We start from the raw sequence: 23697 nt of genomic DNA on the forward strand, positions 1-23697 counted from the left end.
AAATGACCGACTTCGAGGCGTTTGCCGACATGCAGCCAAGTCTTAGTCCAGCTCAAACCCCACCACGCGCAAATCTCGCCGGCTGGCTCTACGTGTCGCCGCTCGTGCTGGTGCTTGTACCGTTCTTCGTGGCGCCGATCCTGGTCGTGCTGGCCGCGAGCTTCTTCGCCACCGACGGCTTCGGCGGGCTGACGCCGGGCTTCACGCTCGCAAGCTATGTCGAGGTGCTGCATTCGGCGCTGACGCTGAAGCTGTATCTGGCGACGATCAAGTTCACGTTGCTGACCTGGATCCTCACGCTGATCATCGGCTTCTTCGTCGCATACTTCCTGGTTTTCCACGTCCGCAACCAACTACTGGCGATTGGCCTGTTCCTGCTCTGCACGGTGCCGTTCTGGACCTCGAACATCATCCGGATGATTTCCTGGATTCCGCTGCTCGGCAAGGAAGGCCTGATCAACCAGGCGCTGCTGGGACTCGGTGTGATCCGCCAGCCGCTTGAGGTGCTGCTGTTCTCCGACCTTGCGGTGGTCATCGCCTATGTCCATCAGCTCACCATTTTCATGATCGTGCCGATCTTCAATTCCATGGCACGGATCGACAAGAAGCTGATCGAGGCCGCGATCGATGCCGGCGCCAGTCGTTTCGACATCATGCGGCTGATCGTGGTGCCGATGTCCAAGAGCGGCATCGCCCTCGGCACCATCTTCGTCGTCTCGATCGTGATGGGCGATTTCTTCGTGGTCAAGGTGATGTCCGGCGGCGGCTCGGCCTCTGTGGTCAGCGCCTTCTACGAGGATGTCGGCGTGCTGCAATATCCGACCGCGGCGGCGAGCGCAGTATTGCTGACGCTGGTGCTGGTCGCGATCGTCTCGCTGATCCTGCGCACGGTCGACATCAGGCAGGAGATCACGCGATGAGTGCGGTTCTCGCCGACATGCCCAAGGCTGATGTGTCAAAGGCGATCGCGCCGGTGACAAAGGCGATTGCGCCGAGCAAGGGCGGTCGGCCGTGGACGTTCTATGTTCTGGCGACACTGTTCGCGTTCTATGTGATTGCGCTGTACGGCCCGATGTTCTGTATCTACGTCCTGTCGTTCCAGGACATCCGTGGCGGCCTCGTGTTCCCGATGAAGGGCACTTCGCTGCACTGGTTCGTCGATCTCTTCACCCAAGTGCGGACCGGCGACGTCAAGGGCTCGTTCGATCGTTCGATCAAGCTCGCGATCATCGTCACTATCATCACGGTGGTGGTGTCGTTCCTGGCCGGGCTCGGTTTTCGCAAGCGCTTTCGCGGCGACACCGTCGTGTTCTACATGATGATCGGCAGCCTGGTCGCACCGGGACTCGTGCTCGGCCTCGGTACCGGTCTGTTGTTCCAGGCCCTCGGCCTCAATGCGAGCTGGTACACCTCGGCGCTCGGCGCGCAACTGTCATGGACGCTGCCGTTCGGCGTGCTCGTGATGTTCGCGGTGATGTCGCGCTTCAACCACGTCTGGGAGGAGGCGGCCTACGACCTCGGCGCCAGCCGTTGGCAGTCGATCCGGCTGGTGATGATCCCGGTGCTGGCACCCGGCCTGGTGGCGGTCGCGCTGTTCGGCTTCACGCTCTCCTACGACGAGTTCGCCCGCAGCCTCCAGACCGCGGGCTCGCTCAACACGCTGCCGCTGGAGATCTGGAGCATGACGCTGAACGTCACCTCGCCTTCGCTCTATGCGCTCGGCACCGTGACTACCATCGTCTCCTTCATTGTCATCGGCGCGAGCCTGGGCAGCATCGTGCTGATCCAGAAGAAGCGCGGCAGCAGCACAAAGGGTTGAGCTGGGAAATGAAGAGCGATCGCGGCGATATCGAACTGGCGGGCGTCTGCAAGAGCTTTGACGGAGTCGGCAATGTGGTCGACGGCGTCAACCTCAAGATCGCCGACGGCGCCTATTGCTGCTTCATCGGCCCCTCCGGCTGCGGCAAGACCACGATACTGCGCATGATCGCCGGCCACGAGGACCCGACCGCCGGCGAGATCGTGATCGGCGGCCAGAACGTCGTCGGGCTCGCGCCGGTGCAGCGGCGCACCGCGATGATGTTTCAGTCCTACGCGTTGTTCCCGCATCTCACCGTGCGCGAGAACATCGCCTTTGCGCTCCGCGTGCGCGGCATGTCGAAGGCCGATCGCCTCCGCGCAGCCGATGCCATGATCGAGAAGGTGCATCTGACGCAATTCGCCGACCGCCTTCCAGCGCAGCTCTCCGGCGGCCAGCAGCAGCGCGTGGCGCTGGCGCGTGCCGCGATCACCGAGCCGAGGGTCCTGTTGCTCGACGAGCCGCTGTCCGCCCTCGACGAGCAGCTCCGCGTGCAGATGCGCCAGGAGCTCAGGCGGATGCAGCAGGAGCTCGGCATCACCTTCATCCACGTCACCCACACCCAGCTCGAGGCGATCGCGCTCGCCGATCTCGTGGTGGTGATGGAGCAGGGCAGAATCAAGCAGGCGGGCGCGGCGCGCGACGTCTATGCCCATCCGCACGATCGTTACGTCGCCGAGTTCATGGGCGGGCAGAACGTGCTGTCGGGGCGGGTCGAGAAGGTCAACGGTTCGACCTTTACGCTCGCGCAGGCCGCGCCTGACGGCATCGAGGTCCCGCTTCAGGCGCGGCCCACGGTCAGCGTCGGCGACAAGATCGACATCGCCGTGCGCCGCGACGATGTCGCGCTGGTCCGACCGGGCAGGGAGCTGCCGCCGGGCTGCTCCACCTCGCTGCCGAGTCGCGTGCTCGCGATCGAATACCAGGGCTATTTCGTCAAGGTCATGCTCGACACCGTGCCGGACGACGCGTTCGTGGCCTACGTGCCGGAAAAGACTTTCTTCGCGGATCCCTTCACCGTCGGCGATGTCGTGATGGCCACATGGGCCACCGGCAGCGCGCTTCCACTCGCCTAAAGACCCGTCGCGCACAGGAGTATGATCGTGCAGATATCCTTCACACTCAACGGACGGCCGACAACTGTGGATGTCGAACCGGCGACGCTGGTCGCCGAGCTGCTGCGCGAGCGGCTCAACCTCACCGGCACCCATATCGGCTGTGACACCAGCCAGTGCGGCGCCTGTGTCGTGCACCTCGACGGCCTGCCGGTGAAGAGCTGTACGCTGCTTGCGCCCGCGCTCGACGGTGCGACGCTGCTCACCATCGAGGGCCTGCAAGGTGTGCCGGGTTCGAACCGGCTGCATCCGATGCAAGAGGCATTTCGCGAGCATCACGGTCTGCAATGCGGCTTTTGCACACCCGGCATGCTGATGACGGCGGTGGCGCTCGCGGCCGAGAAGCCGAACCTGACGGAGGCCGACGTCCGTCACGGCCTCGAAGGCAATATCTGCCGCTGCACCGGCTATCAGAACATCGTCATCTCGGTCATGGCAGGCGCCGCCGCCATGAACGCGGCCAAGGGAGAGTGACCATGGGCCATGTGATCGGGATCGGCGCTTCACCTAAACGGAAAGAGGACCAGCGCTTCCTCACCGGACGCGGCAGTTACGTCTCCGACATCAAGCGTCCGGGCATGACGGCGGGTGTGTTCGTGCGCTCGCCGCACGGACACGCGATCCTGCGCGGCATCGACAAGAGTGCGGCCCTGGCATCGCCCGGCGTCATCGCGGTGCTGACCGGCGAGGATGCCGCCGCCGACAAGCTGGGGTCGCTGCCCTGCGGCTGGGGTATCTCGGATGCCAAGGGCGTGCCGATGAAGGAGCCGCCGTTCCCGATGCTGGCGCAGGGCAAGGTGCGCTTCGTCGGCGACATGGTGGCCTTCGTCGTCGCGGAGACGCCGGCGCAGGCCGGCGCGGCAGCCGAGCTGCTGACAGTCGATTACGAGGTGCTGCCCTCGGTGGTCGGCGTGCTCGAAGCCGTGCGGCCCGGCGCGCCGCAACTGTTCGACGACGTTCCGAACAACATCTGTTGCGATTGGGAGCTCGGCGACAAGGCCGCGGTCGAGACCGCCTTCCGGAAGGCGGCCCATGTCGCAAAGCTCAGCCTCGTCAACAACCGGCTGATCGGCAACCCGATGGAGCCGCGCGCGGCGATCGCCGAATACGAGCCCGGCACGGATCGCTTCACGCTGTGGACCACCAGCCAGTTCCCGCATGTCGTGCGCTTCTTGATGGGCGCGCTGGTGCTGAACATTCCGCAGCACAAGCTGCGCGTGGTCGCGCCCGATGTCGGCGGCGGCTTCGGCGTCAAGCAGTTCCACTACGGCGAAGAGGCCGTGATCACCTGGGCCGCCAAGCGCGTGATGCGGCCGATCAAATGGGTCGCGAGCCGGTCGGAAGGCTACGTCTCCGATCGCCACGGCCGCGATCACGTCACCGAGGCCGAACTCGCACTGGACGAGACCGGAAAGTTTCTGGCCTTCCGTGTCAACACGCTCGCCAATATGGGCGGCTATCTCTCGACCTTCGGACCGAACATCCCGACCAATCTCTACGGACCGTTGCTCGGTGGCGTCTACACCACGCCGGCAATCTACTGCAACGTGAAGGTGGTGTTCACCAACACCGTTCCGGTCGACGCCTATCGCGGCGCAGGCCGGCCCGAGGCGACTTTCGTGTTGGAGCGCATCGTCGACGTCGCAGCCAGCGAGATGGGCATCGACCGCGTCGAGATCCGCCGACGCAACATGATCCCGAAGGAGGCTTATCCGTACCAGACGCCGGTGCTGGTGCAGTACGATTCCGGCGATCCGATGGGGTGTCTCGACGGCGCTCTTGTCGCGGCCGACGTCAAGAATTTCGGTATCCGCAAGGCGGAGTCGGCGCGCAGGGGCAAATTCCGCGGGCTCGGCTACTCGACCTATGTCGAGGCCTGCGGCCTCGCGCCGTCGCGCTTCGCGGGACGATTGGGCGCGCGGGGCGGGCTCTATGAGAGCGCCACGGTGCGGGTGCATCCGACCGGCCAGGTCACGGTCATGATCGGCACCCACAATCACGGCCAGGGCCACGAGACGACGTTCGCCCAGATCGTCTCGGAAAAGCTCGGCGTCGCGTTTGACAATGTCGACATCGTGTTCGGCGATACCGATCGCGTGCAGTTCGGCATGGGCACCTATGGCTCGCGTTCGCTGGTGGTCGGCGGCGCGGCGCTGTCGAAGGCGACGGACAAGGTGGTCGCGAAAGGCAAGAAGATCGCGGCGCATCTGCTTGAAGCGGCCGAAGTGGATATCCAGTTCGAGGCTGGAAAATTCTCGGTCGCAGGCACCGACCGCATGAGGACGTTCGAGGAGATCGCGGGCGCCGCCTACGTGCCGCACGACTATCCGCTCGAAGTGCTGGAGCCGGGGCTCGAAGAGCAGGCTTATTATGATCCCGTCAACTTCACCTATCCCGGCGGCTGCCACATTGCCGAGGTCGAGATCGACCCGGAGACCGGCACGGTGACGCTGGTCAATTACACCGCGGTGGACGACGTCGGCACTGTCATCAACCCGATGATCGTGGAGGGCCAGTTGCACGGCGGCATCGTGCAGGGCGTCGGTCAGGCGCTGTACGAGAACGCGGTCTATGACGAGGGCTCGGGCCAGCTGCTATCGGGCTCGCTGATGGACTATTGCATGCCGCGCGCCGACCACATGCCGATGATGAACATCGCGACCCATTCGACGCTGTGTACGCACACGCCGATGGGCGTGAAGGGCTGCGGCGAGGTCGGCACCATCGGTTCGCCGGCCGCCGTCATCAACGCGGTGGTCGATGCGCTGTCGCATCTCGGCGTCACCCATGTCGACATGCCGGCAACGCCGAACCGGATCTGGCGCCTGCTGCAGAACGCGTCGCTGCCGGTCGCTGCGGAATAGGGAGGATGACAATGAAGCCGTTTGCCTATCACCAGCCGGACCGGATTCCCGACGCTGCCAAACTGCTGACCTCGATCGAAGACAGCAAGCTCCTCGCCGGCGGCATGACGCTGATCCCGACGCTGAAGCAGCGGCTCGCCAGTCCGCCAGCCCTAGTCGACCTGTCGAGGCTCGGAGATCTGAAGGGCATCACCAACGACGGCGGCACCATCACCATCGGTGCAATGACGCCACATGCCATGGTAGCAGCCTCGAAGCTGGTGCAGACGAAGATCCCGGGTCTCGCCGCGCTAGCCTCGATGATCGGCGATCCCGCCGTACGCATCCGCGGCACTATCGGTGGCTCCGTCGCGAACAACGATCCGTCGGCCGATTATCCGGCAGGTGTGCTCGGATTGGGCGCGACCGTCGTCACCAGCACGCGCGAGATCGCGGCCGACGGGTTCTTCCGTGGTCTGTTCGAGACCGCGCTTGAACCTGGCGAGATCATCACGGCGATCCGCTTTCCCGTGCCGCTCAGGGCGGGCTACGCCAAGTTCAAGGCGCCGGCGTCGCGCTATGCGCTGGTCGGCGTGTTCGTCGCGAAATTCGCCGATGGTGTTCGCGTCGCCGTGACCGGCGCGGGCTCCGGCGTATTCCGCGTTCCCCCGATGGAAGAAGCACTGTCGCGAAATTTCGATCCGTCCGCGATCGCGGCGATCAGGATCGACACCGACGGTCTCACCTCCGATATCCACGCCGAAGCCGACTACCGTGCACATCTCGTCACGGTCATGGCCAAGCGCGCCGTCGACGCGGCGCTCAGCTAGCTCTTTTAGGGTTGATGATGACTGATGGTTCCGGCCGAACGGCCTTCCCGCCGGTGCCGACTGGCCTTGGCTCGCTTTCCGCAACCGAGATCCTGGCCGGCTACCGGCGCAAGGCGTTCACTCCGCGCGATGTCGTCGACGACACCATTGCCGCACTGGAGGCGACGAACGAGGCCTGCAACGCGGTGGTGACGCCGATGTACGGGCAGGCGAGGGCGGAGGCCGACCGTCTCACCAGGGAGATGCGCGCCGGCGAGACCAAGGGAGCGCTCGCCGGTGTCCCCGTCACGATCAAGGACCTGGTCTTTGTCGCGGGCGTGCCGGCCTATGGCGGCTCACCGATGAACAAGGCGTTCGTGCCCGATGTCGACGCGGCGGTTGTCTCAGCGCTGAAGGAAGCGGGTGCGATCGTCACCTGCAAGACCACGACCTGCGAGTCCGGTTACAAGTTGACGGCGGACAGCCCGGTCACCGGCACCACGCGCAATCCCTGGAACCCGGGTCGCACCAGTGGCGGATCGAGCGGCGGCGCGGCGGCGGGCGTTGCCGCCGGCTGCGGTCCGATCGCGATCGGAACCGATGGGGTCGGCTCGATCCGCGTGCCCTCGTCCTTCTGCGGTGTGTTTGGCCTGAAGCCGACCTTTGGCCTGGTGCCCCGTTCGCCCGGCTTCTCGCCACCGTCCTGGGGCTCGCTCGCGCATACCGGGCCGATTACGCGCACGGTCGCGGATGCCGCGTTGACGCTGGAGATCATCGCTGCTTACGATCTGCGCGATCCCGCAAGCCTGCCGGTGGCGGCGCGTCGGTTCGATACGAAGGCCGCGCCGTTGAACGGCATTCGCATCGGCGCCAGCGTCGATCTCGGCTACGCCGCGGTCAGCCCCGATGTGCGCGCGGCGTTCGGCAAGGGGCTGGCCATTCTCGATGCCTGCGGCGCGCAGGTCACCATGGATGGTCCGGGCCTCGATCCCGGGATCCTGGAGCACACGCTGAAGCCGATCGCCTTTACCGAACAGGCGGGCGCGGTCTCGAGCAAGACCACGGCCGATCTCGCCAGCTCCGAAGCAGATTATCTTGACGTCATCAGTGCCGGCAGGCGCTACAGCGGCACGGACTATATCGAAGCAGGGTATCGCCGCGCCCAGGCTCGCAGCAGCTTCCTGAAGCTGTTCGAGCGAGTCGATGCGCTGGTGACGCCGACCGTCGCGGTGACCGCGTTCGAGGCCGGCCGCCTCGGCGTCGACACGATCGACGGCGGCAAGGTCGATCCGCATCTCGGCTGGTCGCCCTTCACCTGGCCGATCAATCTCGCCGGCCTCCCGGCCGCGACGCTGCCCTGCGGCTTCGATCGCGATGGGCTGCCGATCGGCTTGCAGATCGTCGCTCCCTGGCTCGACGAGCCCATGATCTTCCGCATCGCCGCTGCGTTCGAAGCGGCCCAGCCATGGGCGGCGTTCTGGCCACAGCTGACGTTGCGCGAACCGGACCGTGCCCGCGTGAAGGCGTGAGCCGAACCCGGCCTGGAACCGGCCGGCCGCGTCCTCCCGGTTGGCCTCTGCGCCCCAAAAAATTTTTCGAGGGGCCCTCTTGAAGTCGACTTGCGTTCTTCTAAGTCATTTTCGCCGCGAGAGCGGTGTGCCGGGTGCCCGCGAGGGGCCCGGAGCGGGCGCCGGGCCGGTGTCTTTGGACCCGTCTAAAACCCTGTCCTGCGCTCCTTCGTATCCATCTTGCTCTTGGAGGACTTGGTTATGAGGACCACGTTTGACTTCGCGCCCCTGTGGCGCTCCACCGTCGGCTTCGATCATCTGGCCGGTCTCGTCGACAGCGCGCTGCGCCAGGCGAGCGAAGACAACTATCCCCCCTATAACATCGAACGCTCCGGCGAAGATCACTACCGGATCAGCCTCGCTGTGGCGGGCTTTGGCGTCAACGATATCACGGTGACGGCCGAACAGAATGCGCTGACCGTCGAGGGCAAGAAGCCCGAAGGCGCGACGGGCGAATATCTGTACCAGGGTATCGCCGCACGGCCGTTCCGGCGCGTGTTCAACCTGGCCGATTATGTCCAGGTGAAGCAGGCGTCCTTCCAGGACGGCCTCTTGATCATCGACCTCGTCCGTGAGGTTCCGGAAGCGATGAAGCCGCGCCGGATCCAGATCGCGGGCGCGGCCTCTCCTGCAACTCAGATCGAGCAGAAGAAAGCAGCCTAAGCGCTCGATCGAGGGGAATGGTGGAACGCGGCGCTCAGATATGCGCGCCGCGCTCCCACATGCATGAGAGAACGGCCATTCGATCATCAGCACATCCATCCCTTCGAAAGGAGCGTCAGGGGAGGCCCAACCGATGACAAACGTGAATACGAATTCCGGAAATCTCAACCCGCTGTTTCATCCCGCGGTTCACTACGGTTCGCCCGCGGATGTCCTGAATGCAAAGGAGCTCTCCACGCCGGAGAAGCGGATCATCCTGTCGTCATGGGCGTCCGACATGTACGCGGTCGAATCCTGTCCCGCTTTGCGTGAAATTCCCGGCATGAACCATACGATTCGGCTCGCCGATATTCTCGCGGCCCTGCGCCGGCTCGACGGCGACAATGACGACGACCCGCCGCGCGGCGGCGGCGTCCCGATGCGCCTGCGGCGCCTTGGGCCGCCGCAGAACGGCGAGGCGCGTGATGCTCACGCAGGAGGTTCTTGCTCTGGTGCTGGTCGGCCAGGTCTCCGCGGCCTGGGCCATTCCATTTTTAGCCTTGCAAGGCTGGCTCGACGTGCCGCCAGACAAACGTGAAGCGGCTCTCTGATTTCAATCTCAGACGATGCGACAGGTCATGAAGACGATTGCAATGCGTTCGTTCTCGCTTGCGTTGCTGGTGCTGATACTGACGGCGTCACATCCCGCCGCAGGCCAGATCCCCGATCTGAAGCCGGGCGGCTCGGTGCCGACTTTGGCGCCTCTGGTTCGGCAGGTGACGCCGGCGGTGGTCAACATCTCGGTGCACGGCCGGGTACGCGAGGACAATCCGCTCTATCGTGACCCGCTGTTCCGCGAATTCTTCGACGTTCCGAGGCAGATCGAGAAGGAAGTCAGCGCGACCGGCTCCGGCGTGATCGTCGATGCCCGGAGCGGCTACGTGCTGACCAACAACCACGTGGTCGAAGGCACCTCCGCCCTCCAGATCACGACCAAGGACGGCCGGCAGTTTTCCGCAAAGGTCGTCGGCCGCGACTCGCCGACGGACGTCGCCGTGCTCCAGATCCAGAATCCGACCGGACTGAAGGCGCTTCCCCTCGGTGACAGCGACGCACTGGAAGTCGGGGACTTCGTGCTCGCGATCGGCAATCCCTTCGGCCTCGGCCAGACGGTGACGTCGGGCCTCGTCAGCGCCCTAGGCCGAACCGGCCTCGGCAAGCAGGGTTATGAAGACTTCATTCAGACCGACGCCGCTATCAATCCCGGCAATTCCGGCGGCGCGCTGGTCAGCCTGCAGGGCGAACTGGTCGGCATAAATTCGGCCATCATCTCGCCCGCTGGCGGCAATGTCGGTATTGGCTTTGCCATTCCCGTCAACATGGCGCGCAAGGTGATGGAGCAGATCATCGCCACCGGCAGGGTCGAGCGCGGTCGCATCGGCATTTCGCTGAAGGACCTCCACCCGTCCGTCAACAAGGGACGCACCGAAGGCGCGCTCATCGCCGAAGTTGCCGCGGATTCGCCGGCCGAGAAGGCTGGCCTGCACAAGGGCGACATTGTCACCACGGCGGAGGGCCGCCCGATCCGCACCGCCGCGCAGCTGCGCAATACCATTGGTCTTGCGCGGGTCGGCGACGAGGTGAAGCTCGCTCTGCTGCGCAACGGCACACCGCTCACGGTCCTCGTCCGAGTGGCTCCAGCAACCGAGCCGCGCAATGCCAATGCAGGAAGCAACCGCCTCGTTCGCTAGGCCAATCAAAGAGGATATCACCGCAGCAAGCCGGTCGCTCTTTGTCTGCGATCGTGGACCCGGGACGCAGTTTGGGACGACCGCTGCGCGAACGTCCGGATGGCTTTATCCCAGCTCGATCGGCTCGCCGCGGCCGCTGAGCTCCTCGTCGAGGCGCAGATAGTGCGCGAGATAGTCGTGCAAGGCGGTCGCCGCCTTCGAGGTCGCGCCGCTCGACTTGTAAAGCAGCAGCTCGATCTTCGGCAGCGGCGGCAGGCCCTCGTTCGGGCCGATCTCGCGCATCGCCGGCACCAGCGCGCTGCGGCCGAGTACGGTCACGGCCATGCCGGCGAAGGCCGCCGCCTGGAGGCCGCCGACGCTTTCGCTGACGCAGGCGATGCGCCAGCGCAGATTCGCACGTTCCAGCGTGTCAATCGCGTAGTCGCGATAGATGTTGCCGGGCGGCAGCAACGCCAGCGGGATAGGCCGTTCCTGGTGCGCGGAGGACTGCTCGCCGGTCATCCAGACCAGTTGCTCGCGCCGTACCACCTGGCCGCCCGTAAAATCGTTCATGCGGGTGACGAGCGCGATGTCGACATCGCCGCGCTTGACGAGGCCCACCAGCGGCGTCGAGAGCGCGCAATTGAGCTCGACCTGGACGCGCGGGAATGATTTTCGGAACACGCTGAGGATCTGCGGCAGCATGAAGGCGGCATAGAGGTCGGGCGTGCCGAGCACGACCTGACCCTCGATCTCCTGTGACGCCAGCTGCGAAATCAATTCGTCATGCAACCTCAGGATGGATTTGGCGTAGGTGAGAACCGTGGTGCCGTCCTCGCTCAGCGTGAGCCGGCGCCCGACATGCTCGAACAATTGCTTGCCGGTGAGCTCCTCCAGCCGCTGCAATTGCAGAGTGATCGCCGGCTGAGTGCGGCCCAGCCGCCGCGCGGTCTCGGTGATGCTGCCGGTCTCGACCACGGAGATCAGCGACCGGAGCATGCGGATATCGAGGCTGATGAGGTTCATGCGGCGTCCATGTCGCCCAGAATTTATGCAAGTTCCATGCTAGGGTGAAAGGGAGCCGGTTCGGAAGGCTCGGCTGCAGCCGGCCTGTTCTAAATTAGTCGACGTGCCGGTCCAGCATTGCTGGCATACTGAATATTGATTATCAGGCGGCTCGGCGCGCATTATGCGCCCAACGAACATAAAAAGGGAGCACAAGCCATGAAAGAGACATCAGCAACGCGACGGGAGCTGCTCGCAATTGCCGCGGCGGCAAGTGCTGCCTCAATCGCGGAAGTTGCGCCGGCCGCGGCGCAGGCCGGCCCGAAGCCGATCTTTCCAGTGCCGATGGTCACCATCCCGATCGTCGGCGAAACTCAGGTGTTCCAGGTCCGCCGCATCTACTGCATCGGGCGCAACTACGCGGCGCACGCGATCGAGCGCGGCTCGGACCCGAACCGCGAGCCGCCGTTCTTCTTCCAGAAGCCCACCGACGCGATCCAGAACGTCGCCGTGGGCGAAGTCGCCGATCATCCCTATCCGTCGCTGACCAAGAACTATCACCACGAGGTCGAGCTGGTCGCCGCGCTGAAATCCGGCGGCAGCAACATCCCGGCCGAGAAGGCGCTCGACCACGTCTATGGCTACGCGCTCGGCCTCGACATGACCCGGCGCGATCTCCAGAACGGGATGGCCGCGGAGAAGAAGCCGTGGGAGATCGGCAAGAGCTTTGACCACGCCGCGGTGATCGGCCCGATCCACCCGGCCAGCAAGACCGGGCATTTCGACAAGGGCGCCATCTCGCTGGCGATCAACGGGACGGTGAAGCAGAGCTCGGATCTCAGCAAGATGATCTGGAGCGTGGCCGAGCAAATCGCAAAACTGTCGGAAGCGTTCGAGCTGAAGGCCGGCGACATCATCTATTCCGGCACGCCGGAGAATGTCGGCCCGGTCGTGAAGGGCGACGTGCTGTTGTGCAAGCTCGACGGCTTGCCGGATATGTCGATCAAGATCGTCTAACGCTCCCCTCTCCCCGCCTGCGGAAAGTGAGGGGCCGGACGTTTCGCTTCGTCATGCCCGGGCTTGTCCCGGGCATCCACGTTTTGGGTGCCGGTTGCGTGGAAGCCCTGGATGGCCGGGACAAGCCCGGCCACGACGACGCTGAGAGTGGCTTCGATCCCATCTGTCGCAGCGCGGCGTCCTGATCTAACTCTGGCCGAGGATCTTCTTTGCGGCGCGAAGATGCGGCTTGTCGATCATCTGGCCGTCGAGGCGCAGCGTGCCGGAGTTCGGATTGCTCGCGAACGCCGCGATCACCTTCTCGGCCCAATTGCGCTCGGCCTCGGTCGGCTCGAACGCCGCGTTGACCACGTCGACGTGCTTGGGATGGATCAGCGCTTTCGCCGAAAAACCGTCACGCCGCGCCGCGCGCGTTTCCTGTTCGAGTCCGGTGAGATTGTCGATGTCGGTATAGACGGTGTCGATCGGCGCGACTTCGGCCGCGGCGGCCGCCATCAGGCAGAGATCGCGGGCCAGACGATAAGGGCTGTGGAACACGCCGCCCGCCGCTTTCTCGGTCGCGCCGAGCGAGGCCGAGAGATCTTCCGCGCCCCACATCAGGCCCGCGAGGCGAGGAGAGCAGCCCTTGTAGCTGCCGAGCCCGAAGATCGAAGCTGCGGTTTCGGTCGCGACGCAGACGATGCGTGTTGAGCCAATGGCGATACCAGCCGCAGCTTCCAAAGCTTCCAGCCAGGTCGCGACCCGTCGCACGTCGTCGCCGCCCTGCGATTTCGGCAGCACGATGCCGTCGGGCTGGCCCGGAATCACCGCGGCAAGGTCGGCGAGCGTCATGCCGGTGTCGAGCGCGTTGACGCGGACATAGAGCTGGTGGGGCTTGTTGCGGCCCTTCAGCATCGTCAGCGTCAACCCGCGCGCCTCCGGCTTCTTGTCGGTGACGACGGAATCTTCGAGATCGATGATCAGCGCGTCGGCGTTGCCTTCGCTGGCCTTCTCGAATTTGCGCGGGGAGTCGCCCGGCACGAACAGCATCGAACGCATCAGACCGGCCTCTTGTGCATCATCGCCATGCGGCGGCATTTGCCGACGATCTCGTCGTTCTGGTTGAGAGCGTGGTGCTCGAACTCGACGATGCCCGCCTTGGGGCGCGATTTGGATTCCCGCAACGAAAGCACCTTTGTCGTCGCCCGCAGCGTATCGCCATGGAAGACCGGTTTCGGAAAAGTGACGTCCGTCATGCCGAGATTGGCAACGGTGGTCCCCATGGTCGTATCATAGACCGTCATGCCGATCATGATGCCGAGGGTGTAAAGGCTGTTGAAAATGCGCTGGCCGAACTCGGTCTGGGCCGAAAAATGTGCGTCGATGTGCAGCGGCTGCGGATTGAGCGTCAGCAGGCTGAACAGGGTGTTGTCCATCTCCGTGACGGTCCGCGTCAGGGGATGCCTGAACTCCTGGCCCACCGAAAACTCCTCGAAATAAAGTCCGGCCATCGCGGTTTCCTCCCTGCGAAATAACGGCGCGCTCGCATCCTCGCGCCGCATGACCCTATGCATGCTACACACAGTTGATAGGGAAATTCACGTATCTGTACCCTGCTTTTCAAGTTAAAGAACGCAAGCGAAGGCACGTTCGGGCGCACCAATCCGCCACGGCCTTCGCGTGGGGAACGCGACGAGGGGGAGATTGCGCGGTCGCTTCTCCCAAGAAGGAGATCAAGAATATGGATTTCGCGCTCACCGCTCAGCAGGAAGCCATTCGCGACGCCGTCGCAAAGGTTTGCGAAGACTTTCCCGATGCCTATTGGTTGAAGAAGGACCACGACGGCGGTTTCCCGCACGACTTTCACAAGGCCATGGCGGACGCCGGCTGGCTCGGCATCTGCGTGCCGGAGGAATATGGCGGCTCCGGCCTCGGCATCACCGAAGCCGCGATCATGATGCGCGCCATCGCGGAATCCGGCGCCGGCATGTCCGGCGCCTCCGCGGTGCACATCAACGTGTTCGGTCTCAATCCAGTGGTTGTGTTCGGCACCGAGGAACAGCGCAAGCGCATGCTGCCGCCGATGGTCGAGGGCCGCGAGAAGGCCTGCTTTGCCGTGACTGAGCCTAACACCGGCCTCAACACCACCCAGCTCAAGACCCGAGCGGTGGCCAAGAACGACCGCTATATCGTCAACGGCCAGAAGGTGTGGATCTCCACCGCGCAGGTCGCGCACAAGATCCTGCTGCTGGCGCGCACCACGCCGCTGGAGGACGTGCGCTCGCCGACGCATGGGCTGAGCCTGTTCTATACGGACTTCGACCGCAACAGGATCAAGGTCCACGAGATCGAGAAGATGGGCCGCAAGGCCGTCGATTCCAACGAGCTGTTCTTCGAGGATTTCGAGATCCCCATGGAAGACCGGATCGGCGAAGAAGGCAAAGGCTTCCAGTATATCCTCGAAGGCATGAACCCGGAGCGCATCCTGATCGCAGCGGAAGCCGTCGGCCTCGGCAAGCTCGCGCTGTCGCGCGCGACCGAATACGCCAAGACCCGCGTGGTGTTCAACCGGCCGATCGGCAAGAACCAGGGCATTCAGCATCCGCTGGCTGTAAACTGGGTCGAGCTCGAGGCGGCCTGGTTGATGGTGATGTCGGCGGCCTGGCAATACGACAAGGGCATGCCTTGCGGTGGCGCCGCCAATGCCGCGAAATACATTGCGGGTGAGGCCGGATATCACGCCTGCGAGCAGGCGGTGATGACCCATGGCGGTTTTGGCTATGCCAAGGAGTTTCACGTCGAGCGTTACTTGCGTGAAGTTCTGATTCCGCGCATCGCGCCGGTCAGCCCGCAGCTTGCGCTGAGCTTCATTGCGGAAAAGGTGCTTGGACTGGCCAAGTCATACTAAGCTCGAACACGTACCATTGCCGGGCGCCGCGATATTCGCGCCCGATCACCGCGACGCGCTACGGCAGAGCTATTCGGCCGCGATCCGCTCCATCGCCATGGCCCGAAGCCGGGCGCGCTGGATCTTGACGCCGTTGGCGCTGTCGGTGACGGGGAAGGCCTCCACGACATAGATCCGCGCCGGGACCTTGTAGCCGGCGAGCCGCTCGCGCAGGCGGGCGATCAACGCGTCCTGCCGCGGCGGCTCGTGGGGTTGCTGGGAGGGGATCACGAAGGCAACGCAGCGGGCGTTTCCCTTCAGATCGACCGCGACGACCTGGGCGTCGGCCACGCCAGCGCACGATTTGAGTTCGTCCTCGATCTCGCCGGGCGCAACCAGGAAGCCGCCGAGCCGCATGGCGTCGCCCGCGCGGGTTTCGTAGACGAACGAGCCGTCGCCGCGCAGCTGGCCGATATCGCCGGTGCGGAAGAAGCCGTCCGCGGTGAAGGCGTCGCGCGTCGCGTCGGGATTGTTGTAGTAGCCGAGAAAGAGTGATGGCGCACGGATCTCGATCTCGCCGGAGACGCCGCGAGGGGCGGGTTCGCCGGTCTCGGTGTCGCGCACCCGGACCTTGGCCTCCGGCGACATCGGCCAGCCGCCGCCCTCGATGCGATCGGCGAAGCCATCACTCGAGCGTGCGATCGAGAACAGCGCCTGCACCTCGCTCGAACCGTAGAGGCCGTGCAACGGCATACCGCGCGCTTCGGCCTCCGCCGCAAGCTCGCGCCAGCCGGGCTGGAACGCGGCAAAGCCGCATGCCTCGACATGCGGAAATGGATGCGGCGCGTCGGTGAGGGCGAGGATGCGGCGGAACATCTCGTCGGAACCAAAGGCGTGCGTGATCCCGCACTTGCGGAGAATCTTCAGCGCCGGCGCGGCCTCGAAGGCGTCGAGCGCATGGACGGCCGCGCCCGCTGCGACGAAGCCGAGCAAGCTCGTCATGCCAAAAGTGCCGCAGAACGGCAGCATCGCCAGCAGCGCATGGCGCTGCGGCGAGAGTTTGAGCGCCTTGGCAACGGCGGCGGCGTGCGTGGCCAATGTTCGCTGTGAATGCGCGACAAGCTTCGGTCCCTTGGTGGTGCCCGACGTCGTGTAGAGCAGCAGAGGCAGATCGACGTCCTCCTCCTCCGGCGTAGCCGGCGGATAAGGCTTGTCGAAGGCGTCGAAACGTACGCATGGCCATTGGGCGGGAATCTCATCCGCGCCGACCACCGCGAGTTCTCGTAGCGCGGGCACCTCGTCCTTGGCGACGTCGGCGAGAATAGCGGCAAAGTCGATCGAGCGGAACGCGGCTTCGATCACCATCACACGGGCGCCGGACAGCTTCAGGAGATGCGCGACCTCCGCGCTGCGGTAGCGTGTATTGACGGCGGCGACGATTGCCCCACGCCGGGCGGCGGCGAACAGCAGTGCGATCCATTCGATTCGGTTGACCAGCCAGACCGCAACGACGTCGCCCTTGCCGATACCCTGCGCGGCAAGCCAAGCGGCGGTCTGCTCGATCTTTTCCGAGAACTCCGCGCGCGAGACCGGCGTGCCGTCGAACACGAAGGCGGGATCGGCGGCGGCCTCGGCCCGGATCAGCGATTGCAGCGAAAATTCGTTGGCGCCCATGGCAATCGAACTAACCCGATCGCGCGCACCTGTCTACTTGGTGCCGAACATCCGGTCGCCGGCGTCGCCCAGCCCCGGCACGATGTAGCCGTGGTCGTTGAGCCGCTCGTCGATCGCGGCGGTCCAGACCGGCACGTCCGGATGCTCGCTCTGGAACTGCGCGATGCCCTCAGGCGCCGCCAGAAGGCAGACGAAGCGGATGTCGCGGGCGCCGCGCGCCTTCAGCAGCGAGGCGCCGGCGCAGGCCGAATTGCCGGTCGCCAGCATCGGATCCATCAGGATCACGGTGCGGTCCGACAGGTCCTGCGGCGCCTTGAAGTAATACTCCACGGCCTGCAACGTCTCAGGATCGCGGTAGAGCCCGATATGAGCGATGCGCGCCGAGGGCATCAACGCCAGCATGCCGTCGAGGAAGCCGACGCCGGCGCGCAGGATCGGCGCCAGCGTGAGCTTCTTGCCGGCGATCTTGGGCGCCCGCATCGGCGCAATCGGCGTCTCGATCTCGACCAGCTCCAGCGGCAGGTCGCGCGTCACCTCGTAGCCGAGCAGCATCCCGATCTCGTTCAGGATTTCGCGAAAGCTCTTGGTCGAGCGGTCCTTCTCCCGCATCAGGGAGAGCTTGTGCTGGACCAGGGGATGGGCGACCACGTTGACGTTGCTGATGCTCATGAAACCGATCTACACGGTTCCGTGAAACTGCGCCAGATCGGCCGAGTGTTTTTGGTGCGGGAGACGTGCCCTCAGCCGGGCGTCGCGACCGCGCTGCGGAGCCGGTTGCTCGCCCCGTAGGCAGCCATGGTCAATTCGCGGTCGATGGGCGTGACGGTTTATGCTCCGAGCCCGCGCGCCACGAGTGTGATGACGAGCGTCAGGACCGCGCCCACTAGCCGAAATTTTCGCAGCCTACCGGCTCGTAGAGCGGGTCAGGCGCGGGGCGAACAGTGGGAACACTCGGACGCGAAACTTCCAGGGCCAATGCCTGAACCTCGATGAAAGCCGACAGCAGTGCGAGCGCGAGATCGGAGTAGCGCGCCTCGACCGCGGCGTCGAGCCAGTCCGGCAATTCGCGCTCGCGCGAGAGAGCGCAATGCCATTCACCCTCGTCATAGGCGATGCGGCGGACTTGCCAGAGCGGCAGCTCCAGCTCCATCAGTGCGCGGCATCGGCCCAGGCCTCTGCTTCGATCAGGCGCGTGACGCGCGCGGTGGGCTCGATCTGTCCGAGCTGAAGGGAAGTGCCGACACGCCTTGTCGATGATCTCGAGCATCAACGGTTGCGTCATCACCTGCGCATTGCGCAAGCGGTTGCCAAGTGACGGTGGATCGTAGTGTCGGAGAGCGGCGGTGGTCATGTCAGGCCTCCTGGAGGTGGCGTCGGTCAGTCGGCCGGCCTCTCCAAGATGGCCAAAACGGCATTTGAAAACGAGATGGGGGCGGGGCGGGAGATATAGGGATTTCATAAGTGCGGGATGGGGGCGGTCGCGCGCCATTCTCCGCCTTCGCCGGGACGACGATGTGATGTGCCTCGCGAGCGTTGTCCGACCAGGCCAGCCTCGGCCTTTTATGAGATTCCTATAACTTCGCCACGGCCCTCGTCTCGAAAACCTATGCCTGGGGTGGCACTTCAGCACGGTCAAAGGTCCCGGTGGGCGCGGTGGAAATGCACTGGCATTTCCTTTCACGCGCCGACCGGGACTCCCCCGAGAAACGGTTGCGTCCAAATCAATGGCGCAACGAGGAGTATCTCCATGATGGACATTCTGATGCTGGCGCTGGGCTTCGGCTTCTTCGCCCTTGCGATTGGCTACACCTACGCCTGCGAACGGCTTTGAAGGAGCGGCCATGATCTTCGATTATTCGCTCGCCGGCGCCGTTTCGCTCGGCCTCCTGTTCTACCTCACTTACGCGCTGCTGCGGCCCGAGCGGTTCTGACCGTGCTCACGAAGCCTGAAGGGTTGATATCATGACTATGATCGGTTGGCTCCAGATCATTCTCTTTTGCGTCATTACCGTCGCGCTCACAAAACCGCTCGGCTGGTACATGATGCGCGTGTTCAACGGCGAGCGGACCTTCCTGTCTCCGGTGCTGCGTCCGATCGAGGCCGGCATCTACCGGTTCTCCGGCGTCGACGAGAAGCGCGAGCAGCATTGGCTGACCTATACGGTCGCCATGCTGTTGTTCCATGTCGGCGGCTTCCTCATCATCTACGGCGTGATGCGGTTGCAGGCCGTCCTGCCGTTCAATCCGGCCGGCCAAAGCGCTGTCGCCGCGGATCTCTCCTTCAACACCGCGATCTCCTTCATCACCAACACCAACTGGCAGAATTACGGTGGAGAGAGCACGCTGTCCTATCTCGTGCAGATGCTCGGCTTGACGCACCAGAACTTCTTGTCGGCGGCAACCGGCATCGCGCTGGCGGTCGCCCTGATCCGCGGCTTCTCGCGCGCGTCGGCGCGCACCGTCGGAAATTTTTGGGTCGACGTCACCCGCTGCAGCCTCTATGTGCTGTTGCCAATCTGTATTGTCTATACGCTGTTCCTGGTCTGGCAGGGCATCCCGCAGACGCTCGGTGACTATGTCGAGGCCACCACGCTCGAGGGTGCCAAGCAAACCATCGCGGTCGGCCCGGTCGCCTCCCAGGTCGCGATCAAGATGCTCGGCACCAATGGCGGCGGCTTCTTCAACGCCAATGCGGCGCATCCGTTCGAAAATCCGACCGCGCTGTCCAATTTCATTCAGATGCTGTCGATCTTCGTTCTGGGTGCGGCGCTGACCAACGTGTTCGGTCGCATGGTCGGCAACGAGCGCCAGGGCTGGTCGATCCTGTCCGTGATGGGCGTGCTGTTCGTCGCCGGTGTCGTCATCACCTATTGGGCGGAGGCCAACGGTACTTCGACCCTGCACGCGCTCGGCCTGACCGGCGGCAACATGGAAGGCAAGGAGGTTCGCTTCGGCATCATCGCGTCCTCCCTGTTCGCCGTGATCACGACGGCCGCCTCCTGTGGCGCGGTCAACGCCATGCATGACAGCTTCACGGCGCTCGGCGGCATGATTCCCCTGATCAATATGCAGCTCGGCGAAATCATCGTCGGCGGCGTCGGCGCCGGCCTTTATGGCATGCTGCTGTTCGTCGTGCTCGCGATCTTCGTGGCAGGCCTGATGGTCGGCCGCACGCCGGAGTATGTCGGCAAGAAGATCGAGGCGCGCGAGGTGAAGATGGCGATGCTCGCGATCCTGGTGCTGCCGCTGATGTATCTGGGATGGACCGCGGTCGGCGTGGTCTATCCGGCGGCGGTCGCCTCGATGGCGAATGCCGGGCCGCATGGCTTCACCGAGGTGCTCTATGCCTTCACCTCGGCGACCGGCAACAACGGCTCGGCATTCGCGGGCCTCACCGGCAACACCTTCTTCTACAATCTCACGCTCGCAAGCGCGATGTTCGTCGGCCGCTTCTTCATGATCATCCCGGCGATGGCGATCGCGGGTTCGCTGGCCGCCAAGAAATCGATCCCGCCGTCCGCGGGCACCCTCCCGACCACGGGCGGGCTGTTCGTCGGCCTCGTCGTCGGCGTGATCCTGATCATCGGCGGCCTCACCTTCTTCCCGGCCGTCGCCCTCGGCCCCATCGTCGAGCATCTCGCGATGAACGCCGGCCAAGTGTTCTGAACGACTAGTGTTCTGATCGACCGCCTTCTGATTGTTTGGAGTGACCTCCATGGATACCACGAAACTGCAAAAACGCGCGTCCGTCTCGGCGATGCTCGATCCCAAGATCGTCGTGCCTGCGATCCGCGCGTCCTTCATCAAGCTCGATCCGCGCTTGATGATCAAGAATCCGGTGATGTTTGTGGTCGAGATCGTGGCCGCGCTCACCACTGTGATCTTCCTGCGCGATCTCCTCACCGCCGGTGAGAATCTCGGCTTCACCTTCCAGATCATCGTCTGGCTCTGGTTCACGGTGCTGTTTGCCAACTTCGCCGAAGCGGTAGCAGAAGGCCGCGGCAAGGCGCAGGCGGAATCGCTGCGCAAGACCCGCACCGAGAGCCAGGCCAAGCTACTGACCGGCTCTGACCGCACCTTCAAGTTGGTGCCCGGCACCAGCCTCAAGGTCGGCGACATCGTGCTGGTCGAGGCCGGCGATACCATTCCCTCCGATGGCGAGGTGATCGAGGGCGTCGCGTCCGTCAACGAGGCCGCCATCACCGGCGAGTCCGCACCCGTGATCCGCGAATCCGGTGGCGACCGTTCGGCGGTGACCGGCGGCACCCAGGTGCTGTCCGACTGGTTTCGCGTGCGGATCACGGCAGCGCAGGGCTCGACCTTCATCGACCGTATGATCAAGCTGGTCGAGGGCGCCGAGCGGGCGAAGACTCCGAACGAGATCGCGCTCAACATCCTGCTGGCGGGCCTCACCATCATCTTCGTGTTCGCCACCGTCACCATCCCGAGCTACGCGGCCTATGCCGGCGGCTCGATCTCGGTGGTTGTGCTGGTCGCGCTGTTCGTGACGCTGATCCCGACCACGATCGGCGCACTGCTGTCGGCGATCGGCATCGCCGGCATGGACCGTCTGGTCCGCTTCAACGTGCTGGCGATGTCCGGCCGTGCGGTCGAGGCCGCCGGAGACGTCGACACGCTACTGCTCGACAAGACCGGAACGATCACGCTCGGCAACCGCCAGGCGACCTCCTTTCGCCCGGTGCGCGGGGTCACCGAGCAGGAGCTGGCGGACGCGGCCCAGCTCGCCTCGCTCGCCGACGAGACCCCGGAGGGCCGTTCGATCGTGGTGCTGGCCAAGGAAAAATACAGTATCCGTGGCCGCGACATGGCCGAGTTGGGAGCCACCTTCATCCCGTTCACGGCGCTGACCCGCATGAGCGGCGTCGACGCCGGCGGCTCGTCGGTGCGTAAGGGCGCGGTCGATGCGATCCTCAACTATGTCGGTGGCGGTGGACCGCTGGTGGTCGCCTCCGGCAACACGGCTCGTTCCATCCAGCCCGCCGGGCTCTCGGACATCGGCCGCGAGATTCAGACCATCGCCGACGACATATCGAAGGCCGGCGGCACGCCGCTGGCGGTCGCCCGGGACGGCAAGCTGCTCGGCATCATCCAGCTCAAGGACATCGTCAAGGGCGGTATCCGCGAGCGCTTTGCCGAGCTGCGACGCATGGGCATCCGCACCGTCATGATTACCGGCGACAATCCCATGACGGCGGCCGCGATTGCAGCGGAAGCCGGCGTCGACGACTTCCTGGCGCAGGCAACTCCCGAGGACAAGCTCAAGCTGATCCGCGACGAGCAGGCCAAGGGTAAGTTGGTGGCGATGTGCGGCGACGGCACCAACGATGCGCCGGCGCTCGCGCAGGCAGATGTCGGTGTCGCCATGAACACGGGCACCCAGGCGGCTCGCGAGGCCGGCAACATGGTCGACCTCGACTCCAATCCGACCAAGCTGATCGAGGTGGTCGAGATCGGCAAGCAGCTCCTGATGACGCGCGGCGCGCTGACTACATTCTCGATCGCCAACGACGTCGCGAAATATTTCGCGATAATCCCGGCGATGTTCCTGGCGTTCTACCCCCAGCTCAATGTGCTCAACATCATGAATCTGTCGAGCCCGCAGAGCGCCATCCTGTCGGCGATCATCTTCAACGCGCTTGTTATCATCGCGCTGATCCCGCTGGCGCTGAAGGGCGTCGCCTATCGCGCGGTCGGGGCCGGCGCACTGCTCCGGCGCAACCTGCTGATCTACGGCCTCGGCGGAATCGTCATTCCCTTTATCGGCATCAAGGCGATCGACCTCGTGGTGACCGCTTTGCATTTGGCCTAACCCCGTCATTGCGAGCGAAGCGAAGCAATCCAGAATTCTTGCCGCGGTTGAGAGACTGGATTGCTTCGTCGCTTCGCCCCTCGCAATGACGAAAGAAATAGGAGAAACACATGCTCAGAGAAATCCGCCCCGCCATCGTCCTGCTGCTGGTGCTCACCGCCATCACTGGCTTAGCCTATCCGCTCGCGATGACCGCTATTGCCGGCGCGATCTTCCCCGCGCAGGCGCAGGGCAGCCTGATCGAGCGCGACGGCAAGGTGGTCGGCTCCGCCCTGATCGGGCAGGAGTTCAAGGACGACAAATATTTCCACGGCCGTCCCTCGGCGACGGTGGCGCCGAATCCGAACGATTCGACCAAGACGGTACCGGCGCCCTACAACGCCGCGAATTCGGGTGGCTCAAATCTCGGCCCGACCAGCAAGGCGCTGGCCGACCGGCTGCAGGAAGACGTGGACAAGCTCAGGGGCGAGAATCCGAATGCCGCCGTGCCGGTCGACCTCGTGACGACCTCAGCCAGTGGCCTCGATCCGGATATCTCGCCGGAAGCGGCGCAATTCCAGGTGCCGCGCGTCGCGAAGGCGCGAAACGTGCCGGAGGATCAGGTCAAGCAACTGGTGGCTTCCAACACCCAGGGCCGCCTGCTCGGCCTGATCGGCGAGCCCCGGGTCAACGTGCTGACTCTGAATCTCGCGCTCGATCGTGCCACGAAGTAGTCTAGGCTAGGTCCGCGCGGATGATTA

The 23697-nt window shown here is 64.5% G+C and carries 23 protein-coding genes; 16 read left to right on the forward strand and 7 right to left on the reverse strand.

Going from position 1 to position 23697, the window contains the following annotated elements; all coding sequences use genetic code 11:
* The first annotated feature begins 2 nt into the window (after positions 1-2).
* The 8 genes from RX329_RS10190 (at position 3) to RX329_RS10225 (ending at position 8856) form a co-directional block, all read left to right on the forward strand.
* Positions 3-920: an ABC transporter permease gene (locus RX329_RS10190; RefSeq protein ID WP_204512142.1), complete on the forward strand. Its 918-nt coding sequence runs from the start codon at positions 3-5 to the stop codon at positions 918-920.
* Positions 917-1819: an ABC transporter permease gene (locus RX329_RS10195; RefSeq protein ID WP_018454025.1), complete on the forward strand. Its 903-nt coding sequence runs from the start codon at positions 917-919 to the stop codon at positions 1817-1819. The genes RX329_RS10190 and RX329_RS10195 overlap by 4 nt, the downstream gene beginning before the upstream one ends.
* Before the next feature lie 8 nt (positions 1820-1827).
* Complete coding sequence (locus RX329_RS10200; RefSeq protein ID WP_317245815.1) at positions 1828-2934, forward strand: ABC transporter ATP-binding protein; 1107 nt, start codon at positions 1828-1830, stop codon at positions 2932-2934.
* Between the two features lie 21 nt (positions 2935-2955).
* Entirely contained in the window at positions 2956-3447 is a 492-nt protein-coding gene (locus tag RX329_RS10205; protein ID WP_201263837.1) for a (2Fe-2S)-binding protein, read from the forward strand.
* 2 nt (positions 3448-3449) lie between these two features.
* On the forward strand, positions 3450-5837 hold the full coding sequence (locus tag RX329_RS10210) for a xanthine dehydrogenase family protein molybdopterin-binding subunit (protein WP_317245817.1): 2388 nt from the start codon (positions 3450-3452) through the stop codon (positions 5835-5837).
* Between the two features lie 11 nt (positions 5838-5848).
* Entirely contained in the window at positions 5849-6646 is a 798-nt protein-coding gene (locus tag RX329_RS10215; protein ID WP_204512138.1) for an FAD binding domain-containing protein, read from the forward strand.
* Between the two features lie 17 nt (positions 6647-6663).
* Positions 6664-8154, forward strand: a complete 1491-nt coding sequence (locus RX329_RS10220) for an amidase (RefSeq protein ID WP_247475587.1) — start codon at positions 6664-6666, stop codon at positions 8152-8154.
* A gap of 240 nt (positions 8155-8394) precedes the next feature.
* The gene (locus RX329_RS10225; protein ID WP_018454031.1) at positions 8395-8856 is read left to right on the forward strand and encodes an Hsp20 family protein; all 462 of its coding nucleotides are present in this window, start codon (positions 8395-8397) and stop codon (positions 8854-8856) included.
* 262 nt (positions 8857-9118) lie between these two features.
* Here the strand turns inward: RX329_RS10225 and RX329_RS10230 are convergent, their stop codons facing one another.
* On the reverse strand, positions 9119-9328 hold the full coding sequence (locus RX329_RS10230) for a hypothetical protein (protein ID WP_317245819.1): 210 nt from the start codon (positions 9326-9328) through the stop codon (positions 9119-9121).
* Between RX329_RS10230 and RX329_RS10235 the strand changes: the two genes are divergently transcribed.
* Entirely contained in the window at positions 9321-9446 is a 126-nt protein-coding gene (locus RX329_RS10235; RefSeq protein ID WP_317245820.1) for a hypothetical protein, read from the forward strand. The genes RX329_RS10230 and RX329_RS10235 overlap by 8 nt on opposite strands.
* Positions 9447-9473: 27 nt before the next feature.
* Positions 9474-10586, forward strand: coding sequence for a trypsin-like peptidase domain-containing protein (locus tag RX329_RS10240; RefSeq protein WP_018454034.1), 1113 nt, complete (start codon positions 9474-9476; stop codon positions 10584-10586).
* Positions 10587-10691: 105 nt separating this feature from the next.
* Here the strand turns inward: RX329_RS10240 and RX329_RS10245 are convergent, their stop codons facing one another.
* A complete protein-coding gene (locus RX329_RS10245; protein ID WP_018454035.1) occupies positions 10692-11591 on the reverse strand; it encodes a LysR substrate-binding domain-containing protein in 900 nt (299 codons plus the stop codon).
* A gap of 198 nt (positions 11592-11789) precedes the next feature.
* On the opposite strand from RX329_RS10245, the gene RX329_RS10250 reads away from it, so the two are divergent.
* Entirely contained in the window at positions 11790-12587 is a 798-nt protein-coding gene (locus RX329_RS10250; RefSeq protein ID WP_085361511.1) for a fumarylacetoacetate hydrolase family protein, read from the forward strand.
* A 186-nt stretch (positions 12588-12773) separates the two neighbouring features.
* On the opposite strand, the gene RX329_RS10255 is transcribed toward RX329_RS10250, so the two are convergent.
* Both RX329_RS10255 and RX329_RS10260 read right to left on the reverse strand, forming a co-directional pair.
* On the reverse strand, positions 12774-13625 hold the full coding sequence (locus RX329_RS10255) for an HpcH/HpaI aldolase/citrate lyase family protein (RefSeq protein WP_317245821.1): 852 nt from the start codon (positions 13623-13625) through the stop codon (positions 12774-12776).
* Positions 13625-14077 (reverse strand): MaoC family dehydratase, encoded by a 453-nt coding sequence (locus tag RX329_RS10260; RefSeq protein ID WP_026232656.1) that lies wholly within the window; start codon positions 14075-14077, stop codon positions 13625-13627. Before RX329_RS10260 ends, RX329_RS10255 begins: the two co-directional genes overlap by 1 nt.
* 230 nt (positions 14078-14307) lie before the next feature.
* Here RX329_RS10260 and RX329_RS10265 point away from each other — a divergent pair, with 230 nt between their 5' ends.
* On the forward strand, positions 14308-15474 hold the full coding sequence (locus tag RX329_RS10265) for an acyl-CoA dehydrogenase family protein (RefSeq protein ID WP_085351921.1): 1167 nt from the start codon (positions 14308-14310) through the stop codon (positions 15472-15474).
* Positions 15475-15543: 69 nt separating this feature from the next.
* Here the strand turns inward: RX329_RS10265 and RX329_RS10270 are convergent, their stop codons facing one another.
* From RX329_RS10270 to RX329_RS10280, 3 genes are all read right to left on the reverse strand, one after another.
* A complete protein-coding gene (locus tag RX329_RS10270) occupies positions 15544-17127 on the reverse strand; it encodes an AMP-binding protein (protein ID WP_085351920.1) in 1584 nt (527 codons plus the stop codon).
* A 33-nt stretch (positions 17128-17160) separates the two neighbouring features.
* A complete protein-coding gene (upp, locus tag RX329_RS10275; RefSeq protein WP_085351919.1) occupies positions 17161-17796 on the reverse strand; it encodes a uracil phosphoribosyltransferase in 636 nt (211 codons plus the stop codon).
* A 214-nt stretch (positions 17797-18010) separates the two neighbouring features.
* The gene (locus RX329_RS10280; RefSeq protein WP_410706286.1) at positions 18011-18478 is read right to left on the reverse strand and encodes a hypothetical protein; all 468 of its coding nucleotides are present in this window, start codon (positions 18476-18478) and stop codon (positions 18011-18013) included.
* Positions 18479-18968: 490 nt separating this feature from the next.
* Between RX329_RS10280 and RX329_RS10285 the strand changes: the two genes are divergently transcribed.
* The 4 genes from RX329_RS10285 (at position 18969) to RX329_RS10300 (ending at position 23670) form a co-directional block, all read left to right on the forward strand.
* Positions 18969-19058 (forward strand): K(+)-transporting ATPase subunit F, encoded by a 90-nt coding sequence (locus RX329_RS10285; protein WP_018454042.1) that lies wholly within the window; start codon positions 18969-18971, stop codon positions 19056-19058.
* Positions 19059-19089: 31 nt separating this feature from the next.
* On the forward strand, positions 19090-20793 hold the full coding sequence (kdpA, locus tag RX329_RS10290; RefSeq protein ID WP_317245822.1) for a potassium-transporting ATPase subunit KdpA: 1704 nt from the start codon (positions 19090-19092) through the stop codon (positions 20791-20793).
* Positions 20794-20842: 49 nt separating this feature from the next.
* Entirely contained in the window at positions 20843-22957 is a 2115-nt protein-coding gene (gene kdpB, locus RX329_RS10295; protein WP_085385319.1) for a potassium-transporting ATPase subunit KdpB, read from the forward strand.
* A 110-nt stretch (positions 22958-23067) separates the two neighbouring features.
* Positions 23068-23670, forward strand: a complete 603-nt coding sequence (locus RX329_RS10300) for a K(+)-transporting ATPase subunit C (protein WP_018454045.1) — start codon at positions 23068-23070, stop codon at positions 23668-23670.
* Positions 23671-23697 lie beyond the last annotated feature (27 nt).

The sequence above is a fragment of the Bradyrhizobium sp. BWC-3-1 genome (assembly GCF_032917965.1).
Classification (GTDB): domain Bacteria; phylum Pseudomonadota; class Alphaproteobacteria; order Rhizobiales; family Xanthobacteraceae; genus Bradyrhizobium; species Bradyrhizobium canariense_D.

What these genes read in the sequence shown, in the direction of transcription:
- RX329_RS10190 (WP_204512142.1), top strand. Translation starts at nt 3, where the DNA reads ATGACCGACTTCGAGGCGTTTGCCGACATGCAGCCAAGTCTTAGTCCA.
- RX329_RS10195 (WP_018454025.1), top strand. Translation starts at nt 917, where the DNA reads ATGAGTGCGGTTCTCGCCGACATGCCCAAGGCTGATGTGTCAAAGGCG.
- RX329_RS10200 (WP_317245815.1), top strand. Translation starts at nt 1,828, where the DNA reads ATGAAGAGCGATCGCGGCGATATCGAACTGGCGGGCGTCTGCAAGAGC.
- RX329_RS10205 (WP_201263837.1), top strand. Translation starts at nt 2,956, where the DNA reads ATGATCGTGCAGATATCCTTCACACTCAACGGACGGCCGACAACTGTG.
- RX329_RS10210 (WP_317245817.1), top strand. Translation starts at nt 3,450, where the DNA reads ATGGGCCATGTGATCGGGATCGGCGCTTCACCTAAACGGAAAGAGGAC.
- RX329_RS10215 (WP_204512138.1), top strand. Translation starts at nt 5,849, where the DNA reads ATGAAGCCGTTTGCCTATCACCAGCCGGACCGGATTCCCGACGCTGCC.
- RX329_RS10220 (WP_247475587.1), top strand. Translation starts at nt 6,664, where the DNA reads ATGACTGATGGTTCCGGCCGAACGGCCTTCCCGCCGGTGCCGACTGGC.
- RX329_RS10225 (WP_018454031.1), top strand. Translation starts at nt 8,395, where the DNA reads ATGAGGACCACGTTTGACTTCGCGCCCCTGTGGCGCTCCACCGTCGGC.
- RX329_RS10235 (WP_317245820.1), top strand. Translation starts at nt 9,321, where the DNA reads ATGCTCACGCAGGAGGTTCTTGCTCTGGTGCTGGTCGGCCAGGTCTCC.
- RX329_RS10240 (WP_018454034.1), top strand. Translation starts at nt 9,474, where the DNA reads ATGAAGACGATTGCAATGCGTTCGTTCTCGCTTGCGTTGCTGGTGCTG.
- RX329_RS10245 (WP_018454035.1), bottom strand. Translation starts at nt 11,591, where the DNA reads ATGAACCTCATCAGCCTCGATATCCGCATGCTCCGGTCGCTGATCTCC.
- RX329_RS10250 (WP_085361511.1), top strand. Translation starts at nt 11,790, where the DNA reads ATGAAAGAGACATCAGCAACGCGACGGGAGCTGCTCGCAATTGCCGCG.
- RX329_RS10255 (WP_317245821.1), bottom strand. Translation starts at nt 13,625, where the DNA reads ATGCGTTCGATGCTGTTCGTGCCGGGCGACTCCCCGCGCAAATTCGAG.
- RX329_RS10260 (WP_026232656.1), bottom strand. Translation starts at nt 14,077, where the DNA reads ATGGCCGGACTTTATTTCGAGGAGTTTTCGGTGGGCCAGGAGTTCAGG.
- RX329_RS10265 (WP_085351921.1), top strand. Translation starts at nt 14,308, where the DNA reads ATGGATTTCGCGCTCACCGCTCAGCAGGAAGCCATTCGCGACGCCGTC.
- RX329_RS10270 (WP_085351920.1), bottom strand. Translation starts at nt 17,127, where the DNA reads ATGGGCGCCAACGAATTTTCGCTGCAATCGCTGATCCGGGCCGAGGCC.
- upp (WP_085351919.1), bottom strand. Translation starts at nt 17,796, where the DNA reads ATGAGCATCAGCAACGTCAACGTGGTCGCCCATCCCCTGGTCCAGCAC.
- RX329_RS10280 (WP_410706286.1), bottom strand. Translation starts at nt 18,478, where the DNA reads ATGACCACCGCCGCTCTCCGACACTACGATCCACCGTCACTTGGCAAC.
- RX329_RS10285 (WP_018454042.1), top strand. Translation starts at nt 18,969, where the DNA reads ATGATCTTCGATTATTCGCTCGCCGGCGCCGTTTCGCTCGGCCTCCTG.
- kdpA (WP_317245822.1), top strand. Translation starts at nt 19,090, where the DNA reads ATGACTATGATCGGTTGGCTCCAGATCATTCTCTTTTGCGTCATTACC.
- kdpB (WP_085385319.1), top strand. Translation starts at nt 20,843, where the DNA reads ATGGATACCACGAAACTGCAAAAACGCGCGTCCGTCTCGGCGATGCTC.
- RX329_RS10300 (WP_018454045.1), top strand. Translation starts at nt 23,068, where the DNA reads ATGCTCAGAGAAATCCGCCCCGCCATCGTCCTGCTGCTGGTGCTCACC.